We start from the raw sequence: 18,338 nt of genomic DNA on the forward strand, positions 1-18,338 counted from the left end.
TACAGTCGCCCCCCAAGGGCCTGCTTCTGGCCCTTTTAACCCCCCGACTGGAGAGCGCACATGACGACCAACCTCACCACAAACTTCCCCATCGACCGCGTACTGGCCGCTTTTGAAAAAGGCGATGTCCCCACGCTGCTCGGGAGCGTTGCCGATGACCTGGATTTCCGCATCGACCACTACCGCGATGATGCAGACATGAGCTGGCAGGTCGCGCGCAACCAAGCCGATCTGCTGACGGTGCTGCAGCGCCTGGGCACGGAGATCTTTCCGCAAGGCACGCAAATCGTTCACACCCACAGCCAGCCGCTGGGCGACGACTGGGTGATGACCCAGCTAAGCCAACGCTTCTTTTATGGAGTACAACAGCGCGAAGTGGAGTCGCTGACCTGGATCCTGAGCCACTCGCAAAACGGCCAGCTCGACTACTTTCGCGAAACCGTCACCACGATCACCCCTACCTGACTGTGGCCCCGGCCCCTGAAACCCCATGCTGTTTGACCTGCGCGCCCTCGGCTACTTCGTAGCGGCCTACGAAGAACGATCCGTGACCACGGCGGCGCGCCGCTGCTTTGTGGCGCAGCCGTCCATCAGCATGGCCATCAAGGGGCTGGAGGACGCGCTGGACACCGTGCTGTTCGAGCGAAGCCGCCAGGGTCTGGCTCCCACCCCCGCCGCCCACCGCCTGTACCCGCGCGCCTGCAGCCTGCTGGCGCAGTCCAGCGCCATGGTGCGCGACTTTCGCGATGCGCCCCGCGAAACGCTGGGCGTGTTCCTGCAGGACGACCTGATGGTGGGCCCAGCCGCGCCGCTGTTTGCGCAGATTGCCGACCTCCTGCCCAACACGCTGGTCCGACTCACGGCCACGGCGCAGGAGGCCCGGTTGCGCCTGGTGGCGGAGCACTGCAAACCGCCCGGCGACACGTTTGTGTCGTTGTGGCGCGAGCCCTATGTGATGCTGTTGCCCGAGCAGCATCCCCTGCGCTTCAAGAAGAAATTCGGTCTGGCGGACCTGCAAGGGGTGCCGCTTCTTGAATGGCCCTACTGCCCGCTGCACCAGTCGTTCATCCGCCTGCTGGCCGAGCGCGGCATCGCCCTGGAGGTACAGGCCAGCGCCGCACGCGAAGAGCTGTTGCTGCACATGGTGGACAGCGGCCTGGGCGTGGCGGTGGTGCCACAGTCCCACGCGGCGCATGCTCGCCGCTCGGTCACGCGCCCCCTCGATGGCCCCCTGGCGTTCTCGCGCCACCTGGGTCTGGCCTGCGATGCCTCGGATGCCCCCATGCTCGCACTGCTGGGCCGCCTGGCCGACAGTTTGAAGGCCTCTGTGATTCCCCAGAGCAGCGTTGCCTGAGCCTCCCGCCTCCCGGTGTGGGTGGGCGCAGAACAACAGGCTGCATACGGTACCCCGGCAGTCTTGCGGTAGAAACAGGCACTTCCCTAGCGCACAGCACGCCCCAGCCCACCATGGTTCTCGAAATCGCCCACCTCACCATCCGCCCCGGCCAGAACGCGGCCTTCGAGCACGCCTTTGCCCAGGCGCAACAGATCATTGCCTCGATGCCCGGTTACCTGTCACACGAACTGGGCCATTGTCTGGAGCGCCCGCAGGACTACGTGCTGCTGGTGCGCTGGGTCACCCTGGAGGACCATGAGATCGGCTTTCGCGAGTCGGCCCGGTACCAGGACTGGAAACAGCTCCTGCACCACTTCTACAACCCTTTCCCCACGGTATTGCACTGTGGGCCGGTGGCCCTGCCAGCCCCGGCTTGAGCCCGCAACCCGGCTCCAACGTGTGACAGCGCTGCCACGCAAGGATGCGGCAGTGCACTATTCGGGTATTGCCTGAACATTTAGCGCACTGCGCACCCCGTTCTGATCCTAGAATTTGTAAACGCGCGTATCTTCTTCTTTTCTGCGCGAAGGACCCATCATGAAAGCAGTGCAGCAGGATATCGACGAGCGGACCAACCTCACCAGCACCAACAAGTTCGAACTGCTGCTGTTTCGCCTGGGCACCGACAGTGCCCTGGGCAAGTCAGAGCTGTTTGGCATCAACGTGTTCAAGATCCGCGAGATCGTGGCCATGCCCAGCATCACGCCGATCGCGGGCACCACGGCCCATTCGCTGGGCGTGGTCAACCTGCGCGGGCAGGTGATTCCGGTGCTGGACCTGCCGTCCATCGTGGGCTGCAAGCCCCAGACGGGCCTGAACATCATGCTGGTGACCGAATACGCGCGCACCACGCAGGCGTTTGCGGTCGAGTCGGTGGAAGACATCGTGCGACTGGACTGGAAACAGGTGCTCTCGGCCGAAACGAGCGGCGCCGCTGGCAAGCTGGTCACCAGCATTGCCCGCCTGGACGGCAACACCGATGAATCCCGCCTAGCCCAGGTGCTGGACGTGGAGGCCATCCTTCAGATGATCTCGCCCTCGGACGGCCACGAGGTCACCGAAGAAAAGGTTGGGGCCAAGCTCAAGCTCAAGCCCGGCTGCATCATCCTGGCGGCCGACGACTCGTTCGTGGCCCGCTCGCTCATCGAGCAAGAGCTCAAAGTGCTCAACGCCCCGTATGAAATGGTGAAGTCCGGCAAGGAAGCCTGGGACCGTCTCAACGCCATCGCGAAAAGCGCCGAAGCCGAGGGAAAAACGGTCTTGGACCGCGTCGCCATGGTACTGACCGACCTGGAAATGCCGGAAATGGACGGGTTTACCCTGACACGCAACATCAAGCAGGACGCGCGTTTTCATGGGCTGCCCGTGGTCATTCACTCCTCGCTGTCGGGCTCGGCCAATGAAGACCACGTGCGCAGCGTCGGAGCCGATGGGTACGTCGCCAAGTTTGTGGCGGAAGACCTGGCCGAAACCATCCGCCGGGTGCTGCCCAAGCCTTAAAGGCAGGGCGGCCTGCCGCGGAGCAGGCGCCCCGCCCCCACGGTCAGATATGGGGTAAAAAATTGGCCGCTTCCGCTAATCGGGCAATGGTTCATAGCTATTGTTTTTGAAGTTTCTCCACGGCAGCGCCCGGTCCCGACGGATGGGACAATAGGCGCCGTCCTACCGCGCACATCGACAGGCAGGTCAACCAAAACGGGGGGCCACGCGCTACATTGAAAGCGGCTTCAACGCGCCAGCCTCCGAAATTTGTAACACTCCGCCGGGGTGCTTTTCGGGGGCTTTACGAGCAGGGTGGAACGGCCACTCCCTGCCAGGGTCTGACCACCATGACAAACACACTTGCCCGCCTTATTTCTGCCACGGTCCTGGGCGCCGCGGTGACCGGCTGCGCCACGGTGCAGGGTGACCCGTACTACGAACCCACTCCGTACCGTGTTTATGAGCAGCCGGGTTACATCTACAACAACGCCCCGCCGGTGTACCCCGCGTATTCGGCGCCCCCAGCCGTTATCTACTACGGCGGACGCGATCGGGACGATCGCTGGGAGCGAGACCGCAACCGTAACGACTGGCGAGAACGTGAACGCGAACGGGAACGTGCCGAGCGCGACCGGCAGGCCCGGGAACGCGAGCGTGATCGCCGCGAACAGCAGGCCCGCGAGCTCGACCGCCGCCAGCGCGACCGTGACCAGGCCCTGCGCGAGCAGGCTGAGCGCGACCGCCGCGCCGCAGACGATCGCCGCAACCGCCAACCCCCTCCAGGCCGTGTTGCGCCAGGCAGCTACTCGTTTGACCCCCACGATTGGCGCTCCCGCCAACAGTCCAACAGCCCCGACAAGCCCTGACAGGGGCTGACCAGGGCTCCCACCGCCACGCTTTTGCCCACCTTGGCCGCAGACCATGAGCCTCCGCAACCGCCATCTCGCCCTCTTCCTCTGTGTGTGCGCAGCCTGGCTGGGCACAGTGGCCCACGCACAAGTGGTGCGATGCACCGACACCCGCACCGGCAAGGTGACCTATACCGACGGGGCCTGTACGGGCGGAGCGGCGGCGCGCGAAGTGGAAGCGCGCAAAACGCCGGAAGAACTCCAACTGGAACGCGAACAGGCCGCTGAGGCGCTGGAGCGCAAGCAACAGCGGCTGCAGGCCGAGGCCACCGCCGCAGAGACCGAGGCCCGCCGCAACGCCGAGCGCGACCGGGCACGCGCTGCGCAGGCCGCTGCCGCAGCCCCACAACCGCAGGACTACGCCCGCTCCCCGGAATGTGCACGTTCGCGGCGCAATTTCGACATGGTGGCTGCAGGCCTGTCGCGCTCGACCTATGAGCAGGAACTGCGGCTCGAAGCGGCCCAGAGGCAGGTGGACCTGGACTGCCTGGGCCCCCAGGGCTATGCCGAGGTCGAAAAGGCACGTGCCAACCAGCCGCGTGTGGTGGTGGTCCCACCCTCCAGGCACCGCCCTCTCTACCCCGATCCGTTTCCCCAGGCAGGTAACCCACAACCCCCACCACGCCTCACCCAATGTGGCGACTTTCGCTGCACCGACAACCTGGGCAACACCTACCCCCGCACAGGTCCGGGGCGGTTTCCCGGGCCCGGTGGTGTCTGCCGCTCAAACGGCGGCCAGGCGCCCTGCTGATGCCACGGGCGCGCACCAGCAGGCCCTAACGCTGCGGCTGCCCGCTCAGCCCCTCGGCCACGCTGGGGTATCGCAGCCGCAACCCCAGTTCCCGCACCATGCGCTGGTTGTCGAGCCGGCGTGACTCGCTCATGAAGCTCAGCAGCATCAGCGACAACTGCTCCTGCGCTGCAGTGCGGGGCACACGCGGGGGGCGCGGCAGGCCGTACAGGTCGGCGGCCAGGTCAAAGTAATCGCCCATCTTCAGGTGGGTGGCGTCGCTCACGTTGTAAGTGCGCTGTGACAGCCCTTTCCACACGGCGGCCATACAGGCACGCGCAAGGTCATCGGCATGGATGTGGTTGGTAAACACATCGTCTTCGGCCACCAGCACCGGCGTGCCTCGGCGCAGACGGGCCTCGGGCGTGCCGCCTTCACGGTCAGGTGCGTAGATACCCGGAATGCGCAGCACGCTGGCCCGCACACCGGCACGGCCCAGGTGGCGTACTGCAGTTTCTGCGTTCACGCGGCGCTGCGCCCGCGGGGTGCCGGGAGCCACGGCCCGCGTCTCAGGCACCAGGGCCCCCTGGCAATCGCCGTACACCCCACTCGTCGATGCATACACCAAGGACACCGGCAGGCTTCGCAGCCGCAGCGCGCGGGCCAAGGCGATGGTGCGGGGATCCAGCCACCAGGCATTTCCTCCGGCCCCTTCGCCCGGAGGGGGCGCCAGGTGCAACACCCGGGTGGCCAGCCCGGCAAGCCTGCGCAGCGAAGGCGCATCGTCCAAATTGCCCACGATGGGCCTGGCTCCCAGGGCGCGCAGCCCCGCGACCCGCGAGGGGCTGGACGTGAGCGCCATCACCCGCATGCGTGCGGCGCCGGGGCCTGATTGCAGATCGCGCAGGATGCGTTGACCTACATCACCGCAACCCACGATCAGGAGGCGTTCACGGCGAAAGCGCGCAGGGAGGGCGCCAAGGGGGCTTTGTATTGAAGGCAAAATTGGGTCCGTTTGCTTGGCTTTTGCTGGGCCGATAGTTTGATCGAAGACGATTCCAAGGATACCCACACATGACCAGCGCAGAGGCTGCAACTCCCGCAGCGTTCCAGATCACCGTGCAGCCCAGCGGCCGCGCTTTCAGTGCCAATGCGGGCGAGGCCATCCTGTCCGCCGCCATCCGCAGCGGCGTGGGCCTGCCCTACGGCTGCAAGGACGGCGCCTGTGGTTCGTGCAAGTGCAAGAAGATCAGCGGCGCCGTGCACCACGGCGAACACCAGTCCAAGGCACTCACGGCCGATGAAGAGGCTGCAGGCCTGGTGCTGACCTGCTGCGCGCAACCGCTGACCGACGTGGTGCTCGAATCACGCCAGGTCACTGACGAAAGCGCGTATCCGATCAAGAAGATGCCGGTGCGCGTATCTACCCTGGAAAAAAAATCCCACGACGTGATGCAGGTGCGCCTGCAGCTGCCCGCCGCCGATACCTTCCGCTACCACGCGGGCCAGTACATCGAATTCATCCTGCGGGATGGCGCCCGCCGGGCCTACTCGATGGCCAACGCGCCCCACACGCAGGCTGAAGCGCCGGGCGTGGAGCTGCACATCCGCCACATGCCGGGCGGCAAGTTCACCGACCATGTGTTCGGCGCGATGAAGGAAAAGGAAATCCTGCGGGTGGAAGGCCCGTTTGGCAGTTTTTTTCTGCGCGAGGACTCCGACAAGCCCATCGTGCTGCTGGCCTCGGGCACGGGGTTTGCGCCCATCAAGGCGCTGATCGAGCACATGCAGTTCAAGGGCATCACACGCCCGACCGCGCTGTATTGGGGCGGCCGCCGGCCGGGCGACCTGTACCTGCATGACTGGGTGCTGGCGCGTGCGGCCGAAATGCCCCACCTCACCTACGTACCCGTGGTGTCCGATGCCACGCCCGAAGACGCTTGGGCGGGCCGCACCGGCTTTGTTCACCAGGCGGTGATGGACGACTTTGCCGACCTCTCGGGCCACCAAGTGTATGCCTGTGGCGCACCCATCGTGGTGGACTCGGCCCGCGATGCCTACAGTGCACAGCGCGGCCTGCCCGCAGAAGAGTTCTATGCGGATGCCTTCACCTCCGAGGCGGACAAGCACGGCGGCTGACCGGGGCGCACATGCCAACCACCCCGGCTGAGCCCGCTGCACCCCGTGCGCCGCTGGCGCTGCCGCCTCCCGGCACTGCGCTCCCACCAGGGCGGATTTCGCGATGGCGCGCCGCAGTGCGCGGCACGGGCCCCATGGCGGCCGTGGTGGGGCTGGCGGTGCTCCTGGTGCTGGGCGCGGGAGAATGGGCGACCCAGAGCGAACTCGACAACCAGTGGGACAACCTGCGCCGCTCGGGTGAAGTGCAGGCCTTGGCCCTGCGCGGCGTGGCCACCCGCTACAGCTATCTGCCCTTCACGGCGGCGCAGCAGCCGCTGATTGCCGAGTTGCTGCACAACCCCGGCGCACAACCGCTGCGCAGCGCTGCCAACGCCTATCTGCAGACCATCAATGCCAATGCGGGCTCGGACACGCTGTATGTGATGAACACCGACGGGCTCACGGTAGCCTCCAGCAACTGGGATACCCCCACCAGCTTCGTGAACCAGAACTACGGCAACCGCCCGTATTTCCGCGATGCACTGCAAGGGCAGCCGGGGCGGTTTTACGGCGTGGGCAAGACCACCGGCGAACCTGGGCTTTTTGCATCGGCACCCGTGGTGGAAAACGGCCGGGTGATCGGCGTCGTGGCCGTTAAGGTGTGGATGCAGCCCATCGTGGACACCTGGGCGCAACTGCGCGACCCGGTCTTCGTGACCGACGAGCGCGGCATTATCTTCCTCGGCTCTGTCCTCCCCTGGCTGTACCAGACCACGCGCCCACTGCCCGAACAGGACGTGCAGCAGGTGCAATTCGACGAGCAGTATGGCGCACGCTGGACACCCCAGCCCGTGCCCTGGAAAACGCTCCAGCGCGACGGCCAACCAGGCACCGAGATCCTCGTGCCCGGCACCGGCAAGCGCTATCTGGCCCTTGAAGAGCGCCTGCCCGATCTGGGCTGGACGCTGACCCTCACGGCTGACAGCAAGGCCATCGCCCTGGCGCGCCAACAGGCCTGGGCACTGGCGAGCCTGGCGTCGGGCCTGCTGGTGCTCGGCGCCCTGTACTGGCAGTTGCGCGAACGGCGCCTGCAAGAGAACCGGCAGGCCCGCATCGAACTGGAGCAGCGCGTCCAGGAACGCACCCATGCACTGCAGCAGGCGCAGGCATTTCGCCAGTCGATGGAAGACTCGCTGCTGGTGGGCATGCGCGCGCGCGACCTCGAAGGCCGCATCGTCTACGTGAACGCCGCCATGTGCGACATGGTGGGCTACAGCGCAGACGAGCTGATCGGCTGCCTGCCGCCCTACCCCTACTGGCACCCGGACGACCTGGACCGGCACTGGAACGACAGCGACACCGCCCTGGCCGGCAAAGCCGCGCCCCAGGGCAACGAAAACCGGCTGCGGCACCGCAATGGCTCCGACGTGTACACCATGTTCTACACCGCACGCCTCATCGACGGCAACGGCCAGCACATCGGCTGGATGAGTTCGGTGGTGGACATCACCGCCCAAAAACGCGCCGAAGAACAGCAGCAGCAGCGCGAGGCCCAGCTGCAGCGCGTGCAGCGTGTGATCACCGTGGGCGAGATGGCCTCCACGCTGGCGCACGAGCTGAACCAGCCACTGGCCGCCTTGGTCAACTACGCGGCCGCAGCGCGCTCACTGGCGGCGCAGGGCAAAACCGAGCTGCTGAACGACAGCCTCACCGCACTCTCCAGCCAGGCCCTGCGCGCCGCCGACATCGTCGGCCGCATCCGCCGCTGGGTGCGCCAACACCCCGAGGCCCGCGAGCCCTGCGACCTCAATGCCGCCGTGGACCAGTCCTTGGGCCTGCTCCTGCGCGCCGAGGCGCGGCGGCACGGGGTGGCGGTGCGGCTGGACCTGGCACACGGCCCGCTGCGCGTGAATGCCGACCGCGTGCTGCTCGAACAGGTGGTGCTGAACCTGGGTCTCAACGCCTTGCAGGCCATGCAGGCGATGCGCGCAGATACCACGCCGCCCGAGGCGCACGAACTATTGCTGCGCACCACGGCCGATACCCGGTTTGCCTGCCTCGAAGTGCTGGACCGGGGGCCCGGCCTGCCACCCGAGATCGCCGAACGCCTGTTCGAGCCCTTCTTCACCACCCGTTCCGACGGCCTGGGGCTGGGCCTGAACATCTGCCGCTCCATTGTCGAAAGCATGGGCGGCGAGCTGCTGGCGCGCAACCGCGACGGCGGCGGCGCCGTGTTTGAAATCCGGTTGCCCCGCATTTTCTTGCCCACACCATGATCGACAGCCGTCCGACCACTCCCGTCACCGTCAACACCACAGTTCCCGCGAATGTCTACGTCGTGGACGACGACGAGGGTGTGCGCAACTCCCTGGCCGCCCTGCTGCTGGCCGGTGGCCATGCGCCCCGCACGTTTGCCAGCGGCCCTGAGTTCCTGGCCCGCGCCGACCTCGCCCACCCGGGCTGCGTGCTGCTGGACCTGCGCATGGACGGCATGAGCGGCCTGCAGGTGTTCGATGCCCTGCGCGAGCGCAATGCCGTGCTCAAGACCGTGTTCCTGTCCGCCCATGGCGAACTGGCCTCCGCCGTCACCGCCGTCAAGCAAGGGGCCGTGGACTGGCTCGAAAAACCCTGCGACGAGCAAACCCTGCTGGCCGCCGTGCTCCGGGCCGCGAACCTGTCGCTGGAAGACGCACAGCGCGCACAGCGGCGCAACACCTTGCGGGAGCGCTGGAACACGCTGAGCCCGCGCCAGCAAGAGGTGGCGCGCCTGCTGGCCACCGGCATCAGCAGCAAGGAGGTGGCCCGCGCGCTGGCCCAGCGCGACCCGGAGCGACCCATCGACCCGCGCACGGTGGACACGCACCGCTCTGCCATCTTTCTGAAACTGGACATCCGCTCGTCGCACGAGCTGGGCATGCTGGTGGAAGATCTGGGGCTGGCAGAAAACACGGTGCGCACGCTGTGACAGCCCTGCACAGGCACCCTCCACAGCTGCCGTCCACCAGTTTTCGTAAGCAGTCTTATTATTTTTTGCACAATGGCACCATGAACCGCAGAAACCACCTCATCGCCAGTGCCGCTGTTGCAGCGGCTTTTTCATCCCCCTTCGCGGCCTCGGTCGCGCTTGCGCAGGACTCCGGCCAGCCCATCCGGCTGGTCGTGCCCTACGCACCCGGCGGGCCCATCGACGTGACGGCGCGTGCGCTGGCCGAGCGCGTGCGCGACTCGCTGGGCACCGTGATCATTGAAAACAAGGGCGGTGCCGGCGGCAACATCGGTGCCGACGCCATTGCGAAGGCCGCACCCGATGGCCTCACCATCGGCATCGCCGCCACGGCCACGCACGCAGTGAACCCCTGGCTGTACGCCAAGATGCCCTACGACGCGGGCAAAGACTTCGCGGGCATCACGCAGATGGTGCGTGTTCCCAACGTGCTGGTCATCAACGCCGCCAAAGCCGAGCAGCTCAAGATCAACACCCTGGCCGACCTGATCGCCTACGCCAAGGCCAACCCCGCCAAGCTCAACTACGGCAGCGGCGGCAATGGCAGCGCGGGCCACTTGGCAGGTGAGATGTTCAAGCAGCGCGCGGGCATCTTTGCGCTGCACATCCCCTACCGCGGCGCCAACCCCGCGCAGCTGGCACTGCTCGCGGGCGAGGTGGACTTCAACATCGACAACCTGGCGGCCGCCGCACCCAATATCCGTGCCGGCAAGCTCAAGGCCCTGGCCGTGACCTCGCTGGACGCCTCGCCCTCGCTGCCGGGCGTGCCGCCCCTGTCCGCTACATTCAAGGGCTTTTCCATCGACACCTGGTGGGGCCTCGTGGCACCCGCAGCCACGCCCAAGCCCATCATCGACAAGCTGAACAAGGCCTTTGTAGCCGCCCTCCATGCGCCAGAAACCAAGACCCGCTTTGGAGCCTTGCTGGCCGAACCCGTACCCACCACACCGCAGCAGTTCGACAGCTTCATGGCCAGCGAACGCGCCAAGTACCAGCAGGTGGTGAAGGCGTCCGGCGCGAAGGTGGATTGACCCCCTGAGCGGCAGTATCTCAACCCACAAGAGGGACGCCACCCGTGGCCCGGCAAAGCCGGTTCCACGGTGGCACTGGCGTTGGGCTGCGCCAGTTTCATCCGGTGCGGGTCCATCCGTCGCGCAGGGTAATATTTTTAAGCTTTTTTAGCCTCTAGCGCTTATCTAAAAAGCGCTAGCAGCTCCTGATTTAGGAGCAAATCATCTACCCACCACCGCGTCCGCCCAACCCGGGCCTTCGAGCCGGTGGATGTCCTGCAATGCCACGGCCTGCAGCGCTGCGGCGTCCACCCGCTCGGGCGCAAGATCGGCCAGGGGGCGCAGCACAAACGCGCGCTCGGCCATCCGAGGGTGGGGCACGGTGAGCTCGGGGGTGTCGATGGCCTGGCCGCCAAACCACAGGATGTCCAGGTCCAGCGTGCGCGGGGCGTTGCGGTAGGGGCGCTGGCGGCCAGCGGCTTGTTCGATGGATTGCAGGGCCTGCAGCAGGGGCTGCGGGGCCAGTGCCGTGGTCAGCTCGGCCACGGCATTGAGGTAGTCGGGCCCACCGGCATCGACCGGCGCGCTGCCGTAGAGCGGCGACACGCGCGTGACCCGGGTGCCTGGCAACTGGCCGATGGCCGCCAAAGCATTGCGCAATGCCGCCTCACGCTCGCCGAGATTGGCGCCCAGGCCCACATAGACCAGGGCGGGCCGTTCGCCCTCCTCGCCGAGGTCCGGCAGATTCACTCGCCAGCCGCCGCAGGGGCTGCGCCTTCGCCGCCTCCCGCACCACCGGGCTTGCGACGGCGGCGGCGGCGCTTCTTGGGGGCACCACCTTCGGAGGGGAATTCAGCGTCGCTGTCGACCGGTCCGGCCTCTGACCCTTGGGGCAAGCCGCGCGGATCGGCGGCGGGTGCAGCGCGGGGCACGCGCTTGACCACGGGCTGCGCTTTCTGGCGGGCTTTCTGTTCTTCTTTGGCCTGGTCCATCAGGTCATCACGGCGCTCGTCGTCGGCGGTCTGGAAGTCCTGCCACCACTCGGCCAGCGCTTCTTCCACCTCGCCCACATCGGCGCGCAAGCGCATGAAGTCGAAACCGGCGCGAAAGCGCGGCTGCATCACCATGCCAAACGGTGTGTTGCCCACGCGCTTTTCAAAACGCGGTTGCATGACCCAGATCTCGCGCATGTCGGCGGCCAGTTTGCCCCGGCCGGACACATCACCAATGCGCTTGTCGAACACCTCGTCGATGGCCTCCTGCAACGCGGGCAGCGGGTGCTGGCGCTGGTTCAGGCGCGCCTGCCAGCCATTGCGCACGTCTTCCCACAGCACGCAGGCCAGGAGGAAGCTCGGGGCGACGGGCTTGCCTTCGTTGACGCGGCGGTCGGTGTCCACCAGGGCGGCTTTGACAAACGGCGTATCGGCGCGCTCCACGGCCACGTCCAGCAGCGGGTAGATGCCCTTCGCCATGCCCAGCTTCTTGAGCTGCTCGATGGTGGCAATCGCGTGGCCGGTCTGCAGCAGCTTGAGCATTTCGTCAAACATGCGGCTCTGGGGCACCTCGGCCAGCAGCGCCTGCGACTGCACCAGCGGCGCGGCCGACTTGGCGTCGATGCTGAAGCCCAGCGGGCTGAGCTTGGCCGCAAACCGCACGGCGCGGATGATGCGCACCGGGTCTTCGCGGTAGCGCGTGGCGGGGTCGCCAATCATGCGCAGGGTCTTCTTCTTGGCGTCCTGCAGGCCCTTGTGGTAGTCCACCACGATCTGGCTCACCGGGTCGTAGTACATGGCGTTCACGGTGAAGTCGCGGCGCGTGGCGTCTTCGTCCTGCGGGCCCCAGACGTTGTCGCGCAGCACGCGTCCGCTGGCATCCACAGCGTGCTGCATGCCCGACAGCTGGGCCTTGCTGGTCTTTTCGTTGCCCGCCACCTGGCCTGCAGCGGCGTTGTCCAGGTAAGCGCGGAAGGTGGAGACCTCGATCACTTCATGCTCACGCCCCCGGCCGTGCACCACGTGCACGATGCGAAAGCGCTTGCCGATGATGAAGGCGCGGCGGAACAGGCCCTTGACCTGCTCGGGCGTGGCGTTGGTGGCCACGTCGAAGTCCTTGGGGCGCAGGCCCAGCAGCAGGTCGCGCACGGCGCCGCCGACGATGTAGGCCTCAAAACCTGCTTGCTTGAGCGTGGCAACCACCTCGGCAGCACGGCGGTCCACCAGTTCGGGGTTGATGCCGTGCACCGAGGCGGGCACCTCCTCGCGCTTGCCGAAGTGGGGCTTGCCGCCCGAGGTGCCGGGCGTCGATTTGCCCATCAGTTTGTCTAGGAACTTCTTGATCATGGAGTGAAAGGTTTCAGGGGGTCGGGCACGAAACGGCGGCTGGTTGGGGCTGCAAGGCGCTCATCATTCAGCTGGTGGTGCAGGCGTTTCGGCATCGGCCGCAAACAGGTCCAGTATGCGCCAGCCGCGCTCCTGGGCCAGGGTGCGCAGGCGCGGGTCGGGGTTGGTGGCCACCGGGTGGTTCACCTTCTCCAGCAGGGGCACGTCGTTCATCGAGTCGCTGTAGAACGTGCTTTCGACATCTCCCCAGGCCAGTTGCCGCTCGGCCAGCCATTGTTCCATGCGGCGCACCTTGCCTTCGCGCATGGTGGGAATGCCGTCGATCTCGCCGGTGTACCAGCCGCTGGCGTCGCGCACCAGTTGCACGGCCAGCAGTTGCGACACGCCCAGCGCCTGCGCGATGGGCGTGGTCACAAATTCGTTCGTGGCAGTGACGATCAGCACCTCGTCGCCTGCAGCCTGGTGCTGGCGGATGAGGTGGAGCGCCCGGGGTTTGATGGCCGGGGTGATGACCTCGCGCATGAACTGCTGGTGCGCGGCCGCCGCCGCCTCGGGCCCGCGCAGGCGCACGGCCTCGGTCGCAAAACGCACGTAGTCGTGCACATCGAGCGTGCCAGCCTGGTAGTGGGCGTAGAACTCGTCGTTGCGGCGCGCGAACTCCACGGGGTCGTTCCAGCCGATGCGGATGGTGAATTCGCCCCACTCGTAGTCGGAGTCGAGCGGCAGCAGCGTGTGGTCCAGGTCAAACAGCGCAAGCCGCAGGCGGCGGGGTTCAGAAGTCATTCAGGTTCACACGTAAAAAAAGACGTGGGGGCACGGCGTTATTCCGATTCCAACATTGTCTTGAGCAAGGGAATCGTGATGGCGCGCTGGGTGCGCAAGGCAAAGGCATCCAGCTGGTCCAAGAGCTGCATGAGGCTGCCCAGGTCGCGCGAGAAGCGGTTGAGCATGTAGTCCATGACTTCATCGCCCAGGAACACGCCGCGTGCGTCGGCCTCCTGGCGCAGCACGGCGCGGCGCTCGGCCTCGCCCAGCAGCTGCAGCTGGAACACATGGCCCCAGCCCAGGCGGCTGCGCAGGTCGTCGCGCAAGGGCAGGTCTGCCGGGGGCAGGTTGCCAGCAGCCAGCACCCAGCGCTGGCTGCCGCTGGCGGGGCTGATGGCGTTAACGAACCAATTGAAGGCCGTGGCCTGCTGGGCGGTGCTGTACAGGTGCACGTCGTCCATGAGCACGGCTGCCCAGTTTTCGTCGAAATCAGGGGGTTCGGCGACGGCCGGGTCGAGCCAGCCTACGCTGGAGCCCTGCTCGCGCAGGGCCTGGCGCACGGCCTGGAGCAAATGGGTCTTGCCACTGCCGGGCTCGCCCCACAGGTAGGTGGGCACGGGAGAGCGGGTGGCCTCGCTGCTGCCCTCGCCGGCGGCCAGGCGCAGATGTTGCAGGGCGGCTTCATTGGGGCCTGCATAAAACCGGGCCAGCGTGGGCCCTGTGGCCAAGCCGATGTCCAGTGCCAGTTGCTTCATCATGGCTGCCGCCCACAGGCACGCAGGCAGAGGGTTGGGGCACGAAACAGCATGGGCTTGAAGGACAAAACAGGGCGGTGTGAAGGGGTGAGCGGGTGGCACTGGGTGCGCAACCCGTAAAATCTGGGCAAATTTTAGTCTGCTGCGCACGCTGTTCCGTGCCGTCCCTGCCTTGAGCACCCCTATGAGCACCTCTGCCACCTCCCCCACCCCCCTGTCCTACAAAGACGCTGGCGTTGACATCGACGCGGGCGATGCCCTGGTCGAACGCATCAAACCCCTGGCCAAGAAGACCATGCGCGAAGGTGTGCTGGCGGGTATTGGCGGCTTTGGCGCGCTGTTCGAAGTGCCCAAGCGCTACAAGGAGCCGGTGCTGGTCTCCGGCACCGACGGCGTGGGCACCAAGCTCAAGCTGGCGTTTGAATGGAACATGCACGACACCGTGGGCATCGACCTGGTGGCCATGAGCGTGAACGACGTGCTGGTGCAAGGCGCCGAGCCCCTGTTCTTCCTGGACTACTTCGCCTGCGGCAAGCTCGATGTGGACACGGCTGCGGCCGTGGTGGGCGGCATCGCCAAGGGCTGCGAACTGAGCGGCTGCGCGCTGATCGGCGGCGAAACGGCCGAAATGCCCGGCATGTACCCTGCCGGTGAATACGATCTGGCCGGCTTTGCCGTGGGCGCGGTCGAAAAGTCCAAGATCCTGACCGGCAAGGACGTCAAGCCCGGCGACGTGGTGCTGGGTCTGGCCAGCCATGGTGTGCATTCCAACGGTTTCAGCCTGGTGCGCAAGTGCATCGACCGCGCCGAAGCCGCTGGCACCCTGCCCGCCACGCTGGACGGCAAGCCCTTCAAGCAGGCCATCATGGAACCCACCCGCCTGTACGTGAAGAACGTGCTGGCTGCGCTGGCGGTCCATCCGATCAAGGCCCTGGCCCACATCACCGGTGGCGGCCTGCTGGAGAACATCCCCCGCGTGCTGCCCGAAGGCACGGCCGCCCATCTGACCAAGGGCAGCTGGCCCCAGACCGAGCTGTTTGCCTGGCTGCAAAAGACCGCCGGCATCGACGACATCGAGATGAACCGCACCTTCAACAACGGCATTGGCATGGTGGTGGTGGTGGATGCCGCCAACGCTGAGGCCACAGCCGCCACACTGCGTGCTGCGGGCGAGCAGGTGTACACGATTGGCACGATCGCTGCGCGCGCCGAAGGCGCCGCCGTGGTGGTGGCCTGATCGCCCCCGCCCGCGTTCATTCAACCCCACCGCACACGACCAGTTTCAGCGCATGGCGCAGCGCCCCCCTTCTGCCCCCGTCGCCCCCGCACCGCCCGAGCCCACCACGCTGCCACCGCGCGCCCTGACCCGGGGCGTTGTGGTGGCCAGCTACCTGTTGGTGGCGGCCGTGCTGCTGCTGGTGATGTGGCGCGGCCTGCTGCCGGGCCTGTTGTGCGTGTGCCTGGGCTTTCTGCTCACGCGAGCCCTCACGCGCTGGTTTGCCCAGGGCCTGGGACGGGTGCAGCGCCAGTCCACACCTTCCGCCCGCAGCCTGCGGGTGGCGCAGGTGGTGGCGGCAGGTCTGGTCATGCTGCTGCCGCTGGCGCTGCTGGCCGCCGGACTGACGCACTCGCGGGGTTATCTGGTCGATGCCCCGCAGCAATACCGTGAGCTGCTCAACTACATGGCGCGCACGGTGCTGGAGCTGCGCCTGAAGCTGCCTGCCGACATGGCGGCCCACCTGCCCGAGGGCGCGGCTGAAATCCAGCGCATCATCGCCAACTACCTGGGCGCCAAGGCCGGCGCGCTGGCCATGGCCGGACGCGCCTGGCTGGCTGGGCTGCTGTTTGCCTACGTGGGCCTGCTCATCGGTGCGCTGGCGGCCGTGCGCCCACCAGCCCTCGCGCGCGGCCCGCTGGCCCAGCAGCTCAAGCTGCGCATCACGCTGTTTGGCGAGGCGTTCCGGCAGATCGTGGCCGCACAGTTCTGGATTGCGGCGTTCAACACCCTGCTCACCGCGCTGTTCCTGCTGTTTGTGCTGCCGCTGTGGAATCTGGAGCTGCCCTACACGCCCGTGCTGATCACGTTCACGTTCATTGCCGGGCTGGTGCCCATCGTGGGCAACCTGGTGTGCAACGTGGTCATCACCATCGTGGGGCTGTCGGTGTCGCCGCTGGCGGCGGCCGCCTGCCTGGGCTTTCTGATCCTGATCCACAAGGCCGAATACGTGATCAACGCCAAGGTGGTGGGCCGCCGCACGCAGATGGGCGTGTGGGAGCTGCTGAGCGTGATGTTCGTGGCCGAGGCCGTGTTTGGCCCCGCCGGGCTGGTGGCGGCCCCGCTGTTTTATGCCTACCTCAAGAAGGAACTGGTGGCAGCGCGGCTGGTGTAGCAGGCCATGGATGCTGCCACCGGCAGCATCAACACCACATTCACTACAAATTTAATAGCTTCTCACGCTTGACAGATAAGCGCTAGAGCTTATTTTTATTCATTTTTTGCAAACTGCCGCGCCACAAAGGCCCACACCAGGGCCGAGGCATCCGGCCCGGCCGGGTCGCTGAACGGCAATTGCGCCACGCCGCCGCTCCAGGCGTGGGCCAGCCCCGCCACTTCGCGCAGCGCCACCACGGTGCGGCCCCGGGTCTTGAATTCGGTCACCCGCATGGCATGGCGCTGGCCACGCTGCAGGGTGCGCAAGGCTCCGGCCCGCGCGCCCAGCGCGTCCGCCCACAGCAGGGCCGTGGCCGCCGCGTTACGCACCGAGACCACACCATCGGCATCGCCATGCAGCACCAGCAGGGGCGGCAGCGGCAGCGCGGAAGGGATTGCGCCCTGGTTGAGGGAGACACCCAGGGGCTCTGGCAGGTGCGCAGCGCGCCGCCCGTGCATGGCAGCCAGCGCCGTGGCGGCCGATTCAGCCGTGCCCGGTGCCACCCCGGAATGCATGGCCACGGCACAGAACCGCTGGGGATAGAGCGCGGCCATCAGCACGGCCATGCTGGCACCGGCCGACAAGCCCGCCACGGCCACACGGGCCAGGTCCACCGGGTAGCGGCGCGCCACCTTGTCCACCGCAGCCAGCAGCGTGGCTGCCTCGGCCTGGGCCTTGCCGTTGCGGCGCTCAAACCAGTTCCAGCAACCATGGGCGTTGGCCATGCGCTCCTGCTCTGGGTACAGCACCAGAAAACGCTCGCGCGCGGCCAGCCGGTTCATGCGCGTGGCGGCAGCCAGATCGCCCCCCGTCTGGCCGCAGCCATGCAGCATGACCAGCAAGGGCAGTTTCTCGTCTGCTTTCAGCGCCAGCCCTGGCGGGATGTAGAGGTGGTAGCGCCGCGCTCCCGCAGGCCCGGGTGCAATGCCACCGACCCACTCTCCGCGAGCGGGCACGGGCTTGCTGGCCGCGCGCCGGGCTGGCACGGCTGGCGCAGGCACCACCCGGCGCGGCGCAGCCGGGGCCTTGGCGCGCACAGGGCGCGCCGCCCGGGCAAAGGCCTTCAGGTTGCGCTGGTAGGCCCGCGTCAGCGCTGACAGGGAAAACAAGCGGGAGCGTCTGGCCATGGCAAGGAGTTGTGTAGTGGGTGGGCTGTAGAGGTCAAAAATTTAGGGAAAACCCTAATCACCATAACAGCTTATGCGGCTCACCGCGCAAAACTATCAATTTGATAGCTAAAAAACATTACCCATACAGCGTTAATCGCCTTTTTCCAGACAACCCCATGGCCCGCTTGCCCACCATTCCCGATGAAACCTCGCCAAGACCTCCACCGATGGCGTAAATTGATCGAAACCTGTCCCGTCTGGCGCGGACTCCACGCCTTAGCTTAATAAAA

Annotated in this window: 18 protein-coding genes; 12 read left to right on the plus strand and 6 right to left on the minus strand. The window is 66.6% G+C overall.

Annotated elements, in window-relative coordinates:
* Positions 1-60: 60 nt before the first annotated feature.
* The 6 genes from ACODS0_RS17620 (at position 61) to ACODS0_RS17645 (ending at position 4,537) form a co-directional block, all read left to right on the plus strand.
* On the plus strand, positions 61-465 hold the full coding sequence (locus ACODS0_RS17620) for a hypothetical protein (protein WP_488836173.1): 405 nt from the start codon (positions 61-63) through the stop codon (positions 463-465).
* A 25-nt stretch (positions 466-490) separates the two neighbouring features.
* On the plus strand, positions 491-1,354 hold the full coding sequence (locus ACODS0_RS17625; RefSeq protein WP_121507216.1) for a LysR family transcriptional regulator: 864 nt from the start codon (positions 491-493) through the stop codon (positions 1,352-1,354).
* 113 nt (positions 1,355-1,467) lie between these two features.
* The gene (locus ACODS0_RS17630; RefSeq protein ID WP_488836174.1) at positions 1,468-1,773 is read left to right on the plus strand and encodes an antibiotic biosynthesis monooxygenase family protein; all 306 of its coding nucleotides are present in this window, start codon (positions 1,468-1,470) and stop codon (positions 1,771-1,773) included.
* A 160-nt stretch (positions 1,774-1,933) separates the two neighbouring features.
* Positions 1,934-2,896, plus strand: coding sequence for a chemotaxis protein (locus tag ACODS0_RS17635; protein ID WP_121419286.1), 963 nt, complete (start codon positions 1,934-1,936; stop codon positions 2,894-2,896).
* Between the two features lie 329 nt (positions 2,897-3,225).
* Positions 3,226-3,744 (plus strand): hypothetical protein, encoded by a 519-nt coding sequence (locus ACODS0_RS17640; protein ID WP_228899876.1) that lies wholly within the window; start codon positions 3,226-3,228, stop codon positions 3,742-3,744.
* 55 nt (positions 3,745-3,799) lie between these two features.
* The gene (locus tag ACODS0_RS17645) at positions 3,800-4,537 is read left to right on the plus strand and encodes a DUF4124 domain-containing protein (RefSeq protein ID WP_121419285.1); all 738 of its coding nucleotides are present in this window, start codon (positions 3,800-3,802) and stop codon (positions 4,535-4,537) included.
* 25 nt (positions 4,538-4,562) lie between these two features.
* Here ACODS0_RS17645 and ACODS0_RS17650 read toward each other — a convergent pair whose 3' ends face one another.
* Entirely contained in the window at positions 4,563-5,519 is a 957-nt protein-coding gene (locus ACODS0_RS17650; RefSeq protein ID WP_488836175.1) for an NAD-dependent epimerase/dehydratase family protein, read from the minus strand.
* Between the two features lie 71 nt (positions 5,520-5,590).
* On the opposite strand from ACODS0_RS17650, the gene ACODS0_RS17655 reads away from it, so the two are divergent.
* From ACODS0_RS17655 to ACODS0_RS17670, 4 genes are all read left to right on the plus strand, one after another.
* Positions 5,591-6,655 carry a CDP-6-deoxy-delta-3,4-glucoseen reductase gene (locus tag ACODS0_RS17655; RefSeq protein WP_488836176.1) on the plus strand — a complete coding sequence of 355 codons (1,065 nt, stop codon included), beginning with the start codon at positions 5,591-5,593 and terminating at the stop codon, positions 6,653-6,655.
* A gap of 11 nt (positions 6,656-6,666) precedes the next feature.
* On the plus strand, positions 6,667-8,910 hold the full coding sequence (locus ACODS0_RS17660; RefSeq protein ID WP_488836177.1) for a PAS domain S-box protein: 2,244 nt from the start codon (positions 6,667-6,669) through the stop codon (positions 8,908-8,910).
* Positions 8,907-9,599, plus strand: a complete 693-nt coding sequence (locus ACODS0_RS17665) for a response regulator transcription factor (protein ID WP_488836178.1) — start codon at positions 8,907-8,909, stop codon at positions 9,597-9,599. Before ACODS0_RS17660 ends, ACODS0_RS17665 begins: the two co-directional genes overlap by 4 nt.
* A gap of 80 nt (positions 9,600-9,679) precedes the next feature.
* Positions 9,680-10,669 carry a tripartite tricarboxylate transporter substrate binding protein gene (locus tag ACODS0_RS17670; RefSeq protein ID WP_176888741.1) on the plus strand — a complete coding sequence of 330 codons (990 nt, stop codon included), beginning with the start codon at positions 9,680-9,682 and terminating at the stop codon, positions 10,667-10,669.
* 201 nt (positions 10,670-10,870) lie between these two features.
* Here the strand turns inward: ACODS0_RS17670 and folK are convergent, their stop codons facing one another.
* The 4 genes from folK to hda form a co-directional block, all read right to left on the minus strand.
* Positions 10,871-11,398: a 2-amino-4-hydroxy-6-hydroxymethyldihydropteridine diphosphokinase gene (folK, locus tag ACODS0_RS17675; protein ID WP_176888740.1), complete on the minus strand. Its 528-nt coding sequence runs from the start codon at positions 11,396-11,398 to the stop codon at positions 10,871-10,873.
* The gene (gene pcnB, locus ACODS0_RS17680; protein ID WP_488836179.1) at positions 11,395-12,987 is read right to left on the minus strand and encodes a polynucleotide adenylyltransferase PcnB; all 1,593 of its coding nucleotides are present in this window, start codon (positions 12,985-12,987) and stop codon (positions 11,395-11,397) included. The genes folK and pcnB overlap by 4 nt, the downstream gene beginning before the upstream one ends.
* A gap of 63 nt (positions 12,988-13,050) precedes the next feature.
* Positions 13,051-13,770, minus strand: coding sequence for a histidinol-phosphatase (locus ACODS0_RS17685; RefSeq protein ID WP_228899846.1), 720 nt, complete (start codon positions 13,768-13,770; stop codon positions 13,051-13,053).
* Between the two features lie 38 nt (positions 13,771-13,808).
* On the minus strand, positions 13,809-14,507 hold the full coding sequence (gene hda / locus ACODS0_RS17690; protein WP_055395116.1) for a DnaA regulatory inactivator Hda: 699 nt from the start codon (positions 14,505-14,507) through the stop codon (positions 13,809-13,811).
* 184 nt (positions 14,508-14,691) lie between these two features.
* Between hda and purM the strand changes: the two genes are divergently transcribed.
* Positions 14,692-15,744: a phosphoribosylformylglycinamidine cyclo-ligase gene (gene purM / locus ACODS0_RS17695; protein WP_436130531.1), complete on the plus strand. Its 1,053-nt coding sequence runs from the start codon at positions 14,692-14,694 to the stop codon at positions 15,742-15,744.
* Positions 15,745-15,796: 52 nt separating this feature from the next.
* Positions 15,797-16,897, plus strand: coding sequence for an AI-2E family transporter (locus ACODS0_RS17700; RefSeq protein WP_121419276.1), 1,101 nt, complete (start codon positions 15,797-15,799; stop codon positions 16,895-16,897).
* A gap of 95 nt (positions 16,898-16,992) precedes the next feature.
* Here ACODS0_RS17700 and ACODS0_RS17705 read toward each other — a convergent pair whose 3' ends face one another.
* Positions 16,993-18,066 (minus strand): extracellular catalytic domain type 1 short-chain-length polyhydroxyalkanoate depolymerase, encoded by a 1,074-nt coding sequence (locus ACODS0_RS17705; RefSeq protein ID WP_488836180.1) that lies wholly within the window; start codon positions 18,064-18,066, stop codon positions 16,993-16,995.
* Positions 18,067-18,338 lie beyond the last annotated feature (272 nt).

The sequence above is a fragment of the Acidovorax sp. FG60 genome, assembly GCF_057808995.1.